Genomic DNA, 13,056 nt, shown 5'->3' with positions numbered 1-13,056 from the left:
AGTGGGCTTATATTCAGGAAGGTTCTGACTCGCAAGCCCCAAAAAACACTTTTCTGAAAAAAAACGAATGTACTGCAAAAATGGGGAAAACTTCGGCGGGCGGATTCCTTATTTCCTTGAATATAAAGGCAAAAGAAAAAGCCGGATCATGTGATCCGGCTTTTGTGTATCCCTGATACGCCTCTTTTATTAGCCCTTGCAGCGCCAGTTCCAGTCGCGTTCCGGTCCGACATCGACGTGAACCGATGTCGTATGGCAATAGGTGCCGACGCCGCCACGCCCGGACATGGAGCGGGCGAAACGGGCGACTTCCCACTTGGAAACGCCGTCGATTTGAATATCTGCGGCTGCACAGATCATATGGAGTGATTTGCGGGCGCCGTTGACCTTGCGATTGTAGGATGGGCTGCGATAGCCGGAAGTTACCATCACCGGGCGACGGAAATGCCGCTCCATGGTTTTCAGCATGGATACGAGCTGTGGCTTGAGGCAGGCAACATCCACGGTCTGTCTTTGAACTTTCAGGCCATTGGGTGCGAGCCGGGCGAGGCCCGGAGCCGAAGCAAGCGTTACGTTTGCGAATTCATCGTCTTCGTTCGCGTCAATATCGCTATCGTCATAAAGGCTGTTGCGATGCTTGATTTCCACGCCGCCATTGGGGCGCACACCGGGCAGTGAATAATTATAGTCGTGCTTCGCAGATGGTGAAACCGGCTTGGCGACCGCAAGCTTCTTGTTTTCGGTTCGGTCGGAGCGCGTGCCAGCCGATTCGTCGGAGAAAAGCCTGGCTATGCTGCCTTGCGAGGCCGTTGGGCGTTGCGGCGAGGCGTAAGCGCTCTTCGTTGACCCGAACAATGAAGCGACCTGAACAGGCTTTTCAGCTTCGGCAGGTTTGGCCGCTGCGGTCTGTTCTGGTTCTGCTGCTTCGGCGGGCTTTTCTTCTTTTGCCGGTTCCGGCTGCTTTTTTGCGGTTTCGGCTGGAGCGGCTGCCGCTGGTTGCTCTGCGGCTTGCGCAGGTGCTGGTTCGGCGCTCTTGCTGCCACCAAACATGCCGAAAAGCGATGAGCTCTTGGGCTGCTGCGGGGCGAGGGCTGCGACCTGAGTCGGTTGCTGTTCAGCGGCTGCCGCAGCTTCGGTCGGTTTTGCCTGCTCTTTATTATTGGTCTTTGTCGCTTCAGCCACAGTTGCGGGCTTTGTTTCACCCGGTTTGGCTTCCACCTTTTTCTCTTCCGACGAAGGGGGCGTCGTTGTCTCGGCGGCGGCTGTCTGATCAGCGGCACTTTGCAATGTATCGGCAATCACGGAGCCATCGGAAGCGGAGGTCATCTGGAGCGGCTTGCCGTCTAGGCCCGTACCGGTCGACGTGCAGGAGGTGACAAGAAGCGCAAGCAAAGCGACGCTACCTGAAAGAAACCTGCCGGTGGTCCGGTGTGTAGAATGCGCAAATTTCAACAGTCTGCTCCAGCTCGATTTCCCTGACCAGTTTGGCGACCCGATTTCATTCGAGCCTACCTGGTTTCGGGAGATCGGCTCTCCCGTGCGAGGCTGACATCATCCCTGATGGCTATCGTCCCCACAGCTCCCGACTGTTCGTGCCGGGAAAGAAATTCAGAAATATCAGCGTGTTATGATGGTCACTTCAGAGTTATGACTGTCATTTCGCTGTATCGGACAAATCACCTGATTGGCAATTGATTACCAATTTTTAAGTTTTTTAATCGCTGAACGCAACTATTGATGCGCATTTAGCGTTAAAAGACTTCGCGTTCAGTGCGGAGTATTCGATAATAACGAAATATTACTTTATGTAACCATCGGTTACATTGACTATTCGTGTTTGTCAGCCGGGATAGTCTGCGAGGGGCGATCCGGCCTTCACCGTAAGGCGAATTTCCGATTTACATCACTCACTTGTTGACAGGACGCCTCGACTTGGTGCTATCCCTTGGCAATTGCTTTATCCTTGTCTGGTGTTGTGGCCAACAGCACCTTATGCGGCATTAACCGGGAACAGAAACATGACCAAGCGCACGCGGCAGATCGCCAATCTTTTGCTGGCAGCAACAGCGGCGGCGATGCTCACGGCATGCGCGGGCGGAAAAGAGTTTCAGGGCACCCCGCAGGAAGGTGCTTCGCGCACTGGTGTTTTCCCCACATTTGGCCATATGCCGAAGGCTGCGACCACGCAGATCACTGCAGAGGAAAAGCAGCAGCTTACGACCAAGCTTGATACCGACCGCACGCGTCTGGCGGCATCCAGAGGCACCGGCGCCGGCTTCACGCCCGCCGAGGCTGCGAGTCTGCGTCAGCAGGCACAGCAGGAAACGGACGCTACCCTGAAACAGATCGAAAGCGGGGAAGAGTAAACCCTCTTCCTCGGTTTTAGGCGCGCATCTTATCCGAAAACCGTTTCACACTTTTCGGGATGTGCTCTAAAGACGAAATCCGCGTTCTTTGACGCGGCAACACGTCTCGACCCGATTCGAGAACAGGTGTATAGCTCCATTGCGGCGCATACGCGCCATTACGTTTAACCCTCCACCGGAACAGGATCATGTCGGAAGAATTCCATAAAGTCCGTCGTCTGCCCCCTTATGTCTTTGAACAGGTCAACCGTCTGAAGGCATCGGCGCGAGCGGCGGGCGCCGACATCATCGATCTGGGCATGGGCAACCCCGATCTGCCGACCCCGCAGAATATTGTCGACAAGCTGTGCGAGGCCGTGCAGGACCCGCGCGCCCATCGTTATTCTGCATCCAAGGGCATTCCGGGGCTGCGCCGCGCACAGGCACAATATTATGCGCGCCGTTTCGGCGTGAAGCTCAATCCCGATACGCAGGTCGTCGCCACACTCGGTTCCAAGGAAGGTTTCGCCAATATGGCGCAGGCCATCACCGCGCCGGGCGATGTGGTTCTGTGCCCGGACCCGACCTATCCGATTCACTCCTTCGGCTTCATCATGTCGGGTGGTGTGATCCGTTCGATTCAGGCCAAGCCGGATGACAGTTTCATTCCGGCTCTGGAACGCGGCGTGAAGCATTCGATCCCGAAGCCGATCGCGCTGATCCTGAACTTCCCGTCCAACCCGACGGCCTATGTGGCAACGCTTGATTTCTACAAGGATGTCGTCGCATTTGCCCGCAAGCATGACATCGTCATCCTGTCGGATCTTGCCTATTCGGAAATCTACTTCGACGACAATCCGCCGCCGTCGGTGCTGGAAGTGCCGGGCGCAATGGATGTGGCCGTGGAGTTCACCTCCATGTCGAAGACATTTTCCATGCCGGGCTGGCGCATGGGGTTTGCGGTTGGCAATGAGCGCCTGATCGCGGCTCTGACCCGCGTGAAGTCTTATCTCGATTATGGCGCGTTCACGCCTATTCAGGTTGCCGCGACGGCAGCACTGAATGGCGATGGAAGCGACATTTCCTATGTCCGCAATGTCTATAAGCAGCGCCGCGACGTGCTGGTTGAAAGCTTTGGCCGCGCGGGCTGGGATGTTCCGCCGCCAGCCGCAACCATGTTCGCCTGGGTTCCGATTCCGGAACGCTTCCGTCCGTTGGGTTCGCTCGAATTCTCCAAGCTTCTGGTGGAGCAGGCCGATGTGGCCGTTGCACCGGGCATCGGTTTTGGCGAACACGGCGATGATTATGTGCGTATCGCGCTGGTCGAGAATGAACATCGTATTCGTCAGGCTGCGCGCAACATCAAGCGGTTCCTCTCCGCCAAGGACGAGAACCTGCAGAATGTAATTCCGCTCGAAGGTCGTCGCGGATAATATTTTCAAGATGGTCACGGGCGGCCTCATGCAGTCCGTGGCTTCCCACCCGATTAAGCCACTCCATACAGAAGGTCGATATAATGAGTGATGCATTACGGATCGGCGTTGCCGGCCTCGGCACCGTTGGTGCTTCGGTGTTGCGTATCCTGCGTGACAAGTCCGAAATGCTCACGCGCCAGTGCGGTAAGCCTGTAACGGTTACGGCGGTCAGCGCCCGCGACCGCACGCGGGACCGTGGTATTGATCTTTCCGGTATTGCCTGGTTCGACGATCCGGTCGAACTGGCCAAATCTGCCGATATCGACGTTTTCGTTGAGCTGATCGGCGGCGAGGACGGTCCGGCCAAGGCTTCCGTGGAAGCCGCGCTGCGCGCCGGTCGCCATGTCGTCACGGCCAACAAGGCCCTGCTTGCGCGCCATGGCGTTGCGCTTGCGAAGATCGCTGAGGACAAGGGCGTTCTGCTCAATTTCGAAGCGGCCGTTGCAGGTGGCATTCCGGTCATCAAGGCGATGCGTGAATCGCTGACCGGCAATACGGTTTCGCGCGTCTATGGCATCATGAACGGCACCTGCAACTACATCCTGACCCGGATGTGGGAAGAAGGCATTTCGTTCGAAGCATGTCTCAAGGATGCCCAGCGCCTCGGCTATGCCGAAGCCGATCCGACCTTCGACATCGAAGGCAACGATACGGCACACAAGCTGGCGCTGCTGACCAGCCTTGCCTTCGGCACGCAGATCGCTGCCGATGACATCTATCTCGAAGGCATCAGCAATATTTCACTGGCCGATATTCGCGCTGCCGATGAACTCGGCTACCGCATCAAGCTTCTGGGCGTGGCGCAGAAAACCGATACAGGCATTGAACAGCGCGTGCATCCGACTATGGTGCCGACCTCGTCGGTCATCGCGCAGGTTCATGGCGTGACCAATGCCGTGGCAATCGAAACCGATCTTTTGGGTGAGCTTCTGCTTTCTGGTCCCGGTGCGGGTGGCAATGCGACGGCATCTGCCGTAATCGGCGATGTCGCGGATATCGCCAAGAGCCGTCCGGGCTTCCAGCATGGTCCGGTGTTTGGTACGCCTGCCAAGGCATTGCAGCCTTACAAGCGGGCCAAGATGCGCAAGCACGCAGGCGGTTACTTCATCCGCCTGACCGTCCTTGATCGCATTGGCGCTTTTGCGGCCATTGCCAAACGCATGGCTGAAAATGACATCTCGCTGGAATCCATTGTTCAGCGCCCGCCGATGGACGATGCCGCCAGGGAAGGCATCAAGACGGTCATCCTCGTCACGCATGAGACGACTGAATCCGCCGTCAAGAAGGCGCTGGAAGCGATCCTCAAGGACGATCATCTGGTCGACAAGCCGCAGATGATCCGCATCGAACGCGCCGGATAAAGCATGTCTCCCAAAAGTGGGAACCGGTTTTGGGAACAAAGACATGCGTGAGATAAAAAATAAAGCGCGCTAGCTTTGGGTGTTTTTTCCTACAAACGGCATCTCTTGCAGGTTCGATTTACCTTTGTTATGAAAGCCGGGTCGGATTTGATCCGGCTTCATTTGTTTCGAGAGACAAGAACAGGAAAAGGAGGGCTGTATGATGTATGTGACGCGTCATGATCATCACCGTCAGCACGGCCCCGATTTTGCCCTGCATAAGTAACTTGTGCAGGGCGGAAAAAGACTAGAACCACTGTCTTATTCTGCCTTTTCCTGAAGGCGCGGTCGTTGAACCGTTGCCGGACATTCGCCAGCACATCTATTCGTGTCACGGTTTGGAAACCGGGCATTCGTGCGTGGCAGAATTGGGCTGATTGCCATGTCTCTTGTTTCTATCCAGAACCTTTCTCTGACCCTTCATGAATCTCTGTTTGCCAATCTCGATCTCGTTATAGGCGAGGGCGAGCGGCTTGGCATCGTCGCTGCCAACGGGCGCGGCAAGACCAGTCTTCTGCGCCTTCTTGTCGGTGAGGGGGAGCCAACGCTTGGCACCATCACGCGGTCGCGCGGGCTGAAGATCGGCTATGTCAGCCAGTATGTGCCTGAAAGCCTGTTCAGTCGCAGCTTTTACGAGGTTGTGCTGGATGGGCTTGACGAAGAAGCGCGTGATTATGAAAGCTGGCGCGCCGATATCGTGCTGGATGATCTCGATGTCACCGAAGAGCTGCGGCAGCGCCCCATAGGGCAGTTGAGTGGCGGCTGGCAGCGGCTCGCACTTCTGGCGCGGGCATGGGTTTCGGAACCCGATGTTCTTCTGCTCGACGAACCGACCAATCATCTGGACCTTGAAAAAGTGCGGTTGCTGGAAGACTGGCTGAATGCGCTGCCGCGTTCGGTGGCGGTGATTGCCAGCAGTCACGACCGCGCTTTCCTTGATGCGGTTACGAAGCGAACATTGTTTCTGCGGGCCGAAAAATCACCGATTTTCGCTTTGCCATACAGTCAGGCGCGTGTAGCACTCGATGAAATCGACGCGGCCGATGCGCGGCAATTTGAAAAGGACATGAAAACAGTCCAGCAATTGCGCAGGCAGGCGGCGAAGCTCAACAATATTGGCATCAATTCGGGCAGTGATCTGCTTGTAGTCAAAACCAAGCAATTAAAGGCGCGGGCCGACAAGATCGAGGAAAGCGCCAAGGCGGCGCATGTGGAGCGCTCTGCTGGCAAGATCATCTTGAACAGCCGTGGCAGCCACGCCAAGGCTCTGGTTGTTCTCGATCAGGCCGAAATTGCCACGCCCGATGGAAGACTTCTCTTCAAGACGGGACAGCTATGGATCAATCCGGGTGACCGAATTGTCCTGCTGGGCGCCAACGGCATGGGCAAGACCCGGCTGCTGACACTGGTGCGTGCGGCCATACTTGCACCGGATCAGGCACAGGCCGGGATCAAGGCAACCCCGTCACTGGTGCTTGGATATAGCGATCAGGCTTTGTCGGAACTTCGCTCTGACTGGACACCATTCGAGACGATCGCGAGAAGTTTCGATATTGGCGACCAGCGGACGCGATCCTTGCTGGCCGGTGCGGGCATGACGCTTGAAATGCAGGCCAAGCCGCTGGTGCGCTTGTCTGGCGGGCAGAAGGCGCGACTTGCCATGCTGGTTCTGCGACTGACCAATCCGAACTTCTATATTCTTGATGAACCCACCAATCATCTCGATATCGAAGGTCAGGAAGCGCTGGAAGTGGAACTGCTTCGCAATGAAGCGGCGAGCCTGATCGTCTCGCATGACCGCAGTTTTGTTCGCAATGTCGGCAACCGTTTCTGGATGATCGAAAGAAAAAGGCTGGTTGAAGTGGAAAGTCCGGAGTTTTTCTTTGATGGAATCGGAAGCTGATTGCCTGCAACATCTTTTGGTTGTTTAACGATTTCTGCAACTTCTGGCCGGGTGTGAGCGTTCACATCCGGCCCGAACATGAAACCAAGCGTGTATAGCTTAAATCGATTAAGAGTTTGAGCGTACAATGTTTTTAACTCTCCCGCCCTTGCAGGGGGCGAGGGACTTTGACAAAAGGTTTGCACAGTGTCGCTATAAGAGGCGGCAATCGCGGGCTTCTAGCGCCGCGTCCACGCAATTCGAATTCAGGACTTTGTTCAAATGGCCAAGACCGCAGAGCAGCACCCGCATGGATTAGTCCAGGGACTGGATCGCATTCTTACACTCGAATTGGTCCGCGTGGCCGAGCGTGCAGCGGTCGCCGCGGCGAGGCTGCGTGGCCGTGGCGACGAAATGGCTGCTGATCAGGCTGCTGTCGATGCCATGCGCCAGGAATTGAACCGTCTTCCGATCGCCGGAACGGTTGTTATCGGTGAAGGCGAGCGTGACGAAGCGCCGATGCTCTATATCGGCGAAGAAGTTGGCACCAAGCAGGGACCGGATGTCGATATCGCACTCGATCCGCTGGAAGGCACCACGATTTGCGCCAAGAATCTGCCGAACTCGCTCGCTGTCATTGCGATCGCCGAGAAGGGCAATCTGCTTTATGCGCCTGATGTCTACATGGAAAAGATCGCCGTTGGTCCGGGCTACTCGAAGGGCGTCGTGGACCTTGATGCCAGCCCGACGGATAACATCATGTCCGTCGCCAAGGCGAAGGGTGTGAAGCCGAACGAAATCACGGCCTGCATCATGGACCGTCCGCGCCATGCGCGTCTGATTGAGGAAGTCCGGGCAACCGGCGCTGCGATCCGCCTCATTGGCGACGGTGACGTGGCCGGTGTGATGCACACGACCAACCCGGACGAAACCGGCATCGACATCTATATCGGTATTGGCGGCGCGCCTGAAGGCGTTCTGGCTGCAGCAGCTCTGCGTTGCATTGGTGGCCAGATGCAGGGCCGCCTTCAGCTCAATACCGATGAAAAGATCGCTCGTGCCGCGAAGATGGGCATTGCGGACCCGAAGAAGGTCTATTCGCTGGAAGAAATGGCCAAGGGCGACGTGCTTTTTGCCGCTACCGGCGTGACGGATGGCAACATGCTTTCCGGCGTGAAATTCGCCCGTGACTATATCCAGACGCACACCATCGTCATGCGTTCAAGCTCGCAGACAGTGCGCGAGATCAAGGCGCGGCATCAGGATCTGTCGAAGTTCTAGGAGATTGCGCTAGAACGGTTCAGCCTAAACCTTGGCAGGATTGAACGTAGAATAGTCAAAGGCGGCATTGCAAAAATGCCGCCTTTTGTGTCTTTAGAAAATTATGACGACAGAGCGCTTTTTCCTCGGAATAAAACAATCCGCAACCGGACAGAAATGGGTAGACCGGCTTGGCCTGCGTGAGGCCAATACGGCGCTTGCCATTGCGCAGCATCACGGCATTTCCGATCTGGTTGCACGCGTGCTTGCCGGGCGGGGGGTGTCGGTGGAAGGCGCACTGGAATTTGTCGATCCGACGCTGCGCAATCTCATGCCCGATCCCGCGACGCTTACCGATATGGAGAATGCCGCAGGGCGGATTGCCGATGCCATTCTGCGCCGCGAGACCGTGGCCATTTTCGGCGACTACGATGTCGATGGGGCGTGTTCTTCCGCCTTGATGGCACGTTTTCTCAAACATTACGGCATTCAGCACTCCATCTATATTCCCGACCGGATTTTTGAGGGTTACGGTCCCAATCCCGATGCCATGCGCGATCTGGTCGCCAAGGGTGCGACACTTATCGTCACAGTCGATTGTGGCACCAACAGCGCGCCGTCCATCACCGCTGCCAGGCAGGCAGGCGCGGATGTCGTCGTGCTCGATCACCATCAGGTCGGCGGCGATCTGCCGGAGGATGCGGTGGCTATCGTCAATCCCAACCGGGAAGACGATATTTCGCAGCAGGGGCATCTTTGCGCCGCAGGCGTGGTCTTTCTGACATTGGTGCAGGTAACCAAAATCCTGCGTGAGCGCGGTAAGGGACCGGGCCCTGATCTTCTTTCCCTGCTCGATCTGGTGGCACTGGCGACGGTCTGCGACGTGGTGCCGTTGACAGGTGTCAACCGCGCTTTCGTCGTCAAAGGACTGGTCGTTGCGCGGTCGCAGAGCAATGTCGGCCTTGCGGCCTTGGCGCGCGTCGCCCGCATTGGCGAGCCGCTCAATGTCTTTCACCTCGGTTATCTTATCGGGCCGCGCATCAATGCTGGCGGGCGCATCGGCGATGCGGGGCTTGGCGCACGACTGCTGACATTGGACGATCCCGCAACCGCGGATCGGATTGCAGTCGAGCTTGACCGTCTCAATCAGGAGCGTCAGGCCATGGAAGCCGAGATGCTTATGGAGGCGGAAGCGGAAGCTTCGCTGGAAATTTCTGGCGGCGCAGGCGCATCGGTGATCGTGACTGCAAGTGACCGCTGGCATCCCGGTATCGTCGGGCTGCTGGCCTCACGGCTCAAGGAAAAGGCCCGGCGGCCAGCTTTTGCCATCGCTTTCAACGCCAATGGCGTTGGATCGGGTTCAGGGCGTTCGATCACGGGGCTTGATCTTGGCAAGCTGGTGCGTGGTGCGATGGAGCGCGGGTTGCTCGTCAAGGGTGGCGGCCATGCCATGGCGGCGGGCATTACCATCGAGCGCGCAAATCTTGGCGCGTTGCGGGCCTATCTTGAAGAAGAATCGGCGCATATCGTTTCGCGCCTGCGCGAAAACCAGAGCCTGTCCATCGATGGCGCACTGGCCGCATCGGGCGCAACGGTATCGCTCTATGAAGCCTTGCAGAAGGCTGGGCCATACGGTTCGGCGCATCCGCAACCCATATTGGCGCTGCCGCACCATATACTGGCCGATGTGCGTGGTGTTGGGCGCGATCACGTGCGTGTCGCGTTGCGTGGTGCGGATGGAAAGCGCGTCAATGCCATAGCCTTCCGGGCGGCTGAGGGCGATCTTGGGCGCTTCCTGTTCAACAACATCGGACAGAGTGTCCATGTTGCAGGCAATCTGTCGCTAAATCATTGGAATGGCTCGGTCACGCCTCAAATACAGATTCTGGATGCGGCTTTGCCTATTTGAAATTCCGGGCCCATTTGAAATTTCTGGATTTTTTTGCCTTCACGCTCTTGTGAGGTGTGGGGGCGAATTCCCATATGAGCACTGATTTAAACATTCAGACATGACTCTAAGTGGGAGAAACCGATGCCGGGTTCCGGAAGCCGCCTGACCAAACTGACAGCTGCAATGGTATTGGGGCTGATTGCCTCTTTTGCAGCGGTCGATTTCGCCGAGGCTCGCCGTGCGGGCGGTGGCGGTTTCGGCAGCCGTGGCGCGCGCACCTATCAGGCGCCAGCGCCGACGCGTACTGCACCTAACAATGCTGCGCCGATGGAACGTTCTATGACGCCGAATACCGGCGCGACGCAGACCAACCGCCCGGGAGCAACAGGGGCGCAGAATGCTGCGCAGGCACAGCGTTCCGGCGGTATGTTCGGTAACTTTGGCCGTTCCATGCTGGGCGGTCTTCTCGTCGGTGGCCTGATCGGCATGCTGCTCGGCAACGGCCTTGGCGGTCTTGCCGGCATGTTCGGCCTGTTATTGCAGGTTGCGGTGATCGCGCTCATTGCCATGTTTGTCATGCGCATGTTCGCAAATCGTCGCCAGCCGGCTGCGGCAGGCGCCGGTAACGCAGGCGCGCAGCCTTTCGGCGCGGCAAAGACCGCAGCCCCGCAAGCTGGTCCACAGGCCGGTTTCGGTGGCCGTACGCCTTCGGTGAACCCGTTTGAGGCCAAGCAGGCAGCCGCTCCGGTTACTCCCGCCGCTCCGGCGGTTGAAGATGAACCGATGGATGTCGGTCAGGAGGATCTGGATCGTTTTGAACAGATGCTCTCTGAAATCCAGACCGCCTATGGCCGTGAGGATTATGCAGCGCTGCGCAAGCTCGCGACCCCGGAAGCCATGTCCTATCTGGCCGAAGAACTGGGCGAGATCGCTTCCAGCGGCATGCGTAACGAAGTGAAGGACGTCAAGCTTCTGCAGGGTGACGTTTCCGAAGCCTGGCGCGAAGGCAATGTCGAATATGCAACCGTTGCGATCCGCTATTCGGCGATCGACGTGATGCTGGATCGCAATACAGGCGCTGTCGTCGAAGGTAATCCGGATGAGCCGGTGGAAAGCGTCGAACTCTGGACGTTCACCCGCACGGATGGCGGTGAATGGCTTCTCGCAGCCATTCAGGGAACGGAATAACCGTTCAGGATTGAAAAAAAGCCCTGCCAACTGGCAGGGCTTTTTATTATACGCATGTCTTTCTCCCGAAACCGGTTTCCACTTTCGGGAGACACGCTCTGTTACCAGCTACCGATGTTTTCGGCTGAAGCCCATGGTTCCTGTGGCGCCAGACGGTCGCCCTTCTGGATCAGCTCGATGGAAATGCCATCGGGCGATTTGATGAACGCCATGTGCCCGTCACGCGGTGGGCGATTGATGGTAACGCCTGCATTCTGCAGCTTCTGGCAGGTGGCATAGATGTCATCGACCAGATAGGCGAGATGACCGAAATTGCGGCCGCCCGTATAGGTTTCCGGGTCCCAGTTGAAGGTGAGTTCCAGCTCTGGCGCCCGCTCTGCCTTCGCCCGGTCCGTATCGGATGGCGCAGCGAGAAAGATCAGCGTGAAGCGGCCTTTTTCATTTTCGGTGCGGCGGATTTCTTCGAGGCCGAGTTTGTTTACATAAAAATCGAGAGATTCGTCGATGTCGCGAATTCGGACCATCGTGTGCAGATAGCGCATAGTCTTTTCCTCGGCTGTTGTAATTCAGGCGTGCTGACGTTCGGAAACGCAAGGACATCGAATCCGATGTTGGAGGCCGGACGTCAAGTTATCACGGACAGAGTGACGTTCAAAAATTTTGAGCAGCAGCCGTGACCGGAAATGTCCCGGAAACATCATTGCCAAATTGACGACCGGCCATATTTCAGGTGGTGGGTCAGTCTCAAAGGCTGCTGTGCTGGGAAAAGTAACCATGAAGTTGTGAAGTCTGTGGTCTTCATGGGGACGGATGCAAGTTTGGGCTTGCCGCCTCCGGTTAAGGAAGTGTTATTCTTTGGACAAGAATCAGGTTGGAATCGCAACGCAAGAACAGAGGAGGGGCGAACGCATGGCGGACAAGTCTGTGTCTAATGACCAGTTTCACAGCCAGCACGCCTCGGAAGAGCTGGGCGATATCATTGAAGTATCGGGCCATATCAAATGGTTCGACGTAGCCAAGGGTTACGGCTTCATTGTTCCAGACCAGCCGGGCCTTAATGACATTCTTCTCCACGTGACGTCACTGCGTCGCGACGGCTTCCAGACTGCACTGGAAGGTGCGCGCATCGTTTGTGAAGTTCGCAATGGTGATCGCGGCCTGCAATGTTTCCGCGTCCTGTCGATGGATACGTCTACCGCCATTCATCCGGCGCAGATGCCACCGCAGCGCACCCATGTGACTGTTACGCCGTCGAGCGGCCTTGAGCGCGTGATCGTCAAGTGGTTCAACCGCACCAAGGGCTTCGGCTTCCTGACGCGCGGCGAGGGGACGGAAGATATTTTCATTCATATGGAAACGCTGCGTCGTTTCGGCATGATGGAACTGCGTCCCGGTCAGGTCGTGCTCATTCGCTTCGGCGAAGGCGACAAGGGCCTGATGGCTGCTGAAATCCATCCGGATATCGGCACGGCAATTCCAGTTTCGCATTAGGGTCCAGACTCAATTGATCCACCATGTGACGATGGCGGCGATGTAGCAGGTTGCTGCGAAGTTAATCATGAGCTTGTCATATCGTGTCGCGACACGCCTCCAGTCCTTGAGGCGGCAGAAGGTG

At 57.0% G+C, this 13,056-nt stretch carries 10 protein-coding genes and 1 pseudogene; 8 read left to right on the top strand and 3 right to left on the bottom strand.

Annotated features, from left to right (window positions below; genetic code table 11):
• Positions 1–189: 189 nt before the first annotated feature.
• Entirely contained in the window at positions 190–1,452 is a 1,263-nt protein-coding gene (locus F9K91_RS11385) for a YcbK family protein (RefSeq protein WP_151555763.1), read from the bottom strand.
• Between the two features lie 566 nt (positions 1,453–2,018).
• On the opposite strand from F9K91_RS11385, the gene F9K91_RS11380 reads away from it, so the two are divergent.
• The 7 genes from F9K91_RS11380 (at position 2,019) to F9K91_RS11350 (ending at position 11,441) form a co-directional block, all read left to right on the top strand.
• Complete coding sequence (locus F9K91_RS11380; protein WP_151555764.1) at positions 2,019–2,366, top strand: hypothetical protein; 348 nt, start codon at positions 2,019–2,021, stop codon at positions 2,364–2,366.
• Positions 2,367–2,554: 188 nt separating this feature from the next.
• Complete coding sequence (locus tag F9K91_RS11375; protein WP_061346134.1) at positions 2,555–3,778, top strand: LL-diaminopimelate aminotransferase; 1,224 nt, start codon at positions 2,555–2,557, stop codon at positions 3,776–3,778.
• 83 nt (positions 3,779–3,861) lie between these two features.
• Entirely contained in the window at positions 3,862–5,181 is a 1,320-nt protein-coding gene (locus tag F9K91_RS11370) for a homoserine dehydrogenase (protein ID WP_151555766.1), read from the top strand.
• 421 nt (positions 5,182–5,602) lie between these two features.
• Entirely contained in the window at positions 5,603–7,123 is a 1,521-nt protein-coding gene (locus F9K91_RS11365) for an ABC-F family ATP-binding cassette domain-containing protein (protein ID WP_151677880.1), read from the top strand.
• 261 nt (positions 7,124–7,384) lie between these two features.
• A complete protein-coding gene (gene glpX / locus F9K91_RS11360) occupies positions 7,385–8,383 on the top strand; it encodes a class II fructose-bisphosphatase (protein WP_109988455.1) in 999 nt (332 codons plus the stop codon).
• 103 nt (positions 8,384–8,486) lie between these two features.
• Complete coding sequence (recJ, locus tag F9K91_RS11355) at positions 8,487–10,271, top strand: single-stranded-DNA-specific exonuclease RecJ (protein ID WP_151677824.1); 1,785 nt, start codon at positions 8,487–8,489, stop codon at positions 10,269–10,271.
• Positions 10,272–10,394: 123 nt separating this feature from the next.
• Positions 10,395–11,441: a Tim44 domain-containing protein gene (locus tag F9K91_RS11350; protein WP_151555768.1), complete on the top strand. Its 1,047-nt coding sequence runs from the start codon at positions 10,395–10,397 to the stop codon at positions 11,439–11,441.
• Between the two features lie 101 nt (positions 11,442–11,542).
• On the opposite strand, the gene gloA is transcribed toward F9K91_RS11350, so the two are convergent.
• Positions 11,543–11,983 (bottom strand): lactoylglutathione lyase, encoded by a 441-nt coding sequence (gene gloA, locus F9K91_RS11345; RefSeq protein ID WP_151558931.1) that lies wholly within the window; start codon positions 11,981–11,983, stop codon positions 11,543–11,545.
• Positions 11,984–12,350: 367 nt separating this feature from the next.
• Here gloA and F9K91_RS11340 point away from each other — a divergent pair, with 367 nt between their 5' ends.
• The gene (locus F9K91_RS11340; RefSeq protein ID WP_061346479.1) at positions 12,351–12,932 is read left to right on the top strand and encodes a cold-shock protein; all 582 of its coding nucleotides are present in this window, start codon (positions 12,351–12,353) and stop codon (positions 12,930–12,932) included.
• A gap of 9 nt (positions 12,933–12,941) precedes the next feature.
• Here F9K91_RS11340 and F9K91_RS11335 read toward each other — a convergent pair.
• A pseudogene (locus tag F9K91_RS11335) lies at positions 12,942–13,056 on the bottom strand (IS5/IS1182 family transposase); the annotation flags it as partial.

The organism is Brucella tritici, from assembly GCF_008932295.1.
Taxonomy (GTDB): domain Bacteria; phylum Pseudomonadota; class Alphaproteobacteria; order Rhizobiales; family Rhizobiaceae; genus Brucella; species Brucella tritici.
Note: the sequence above shows the minus strand (reverse complement) of the source record. Positions and strands in the feature narration are given on the sequence as shown.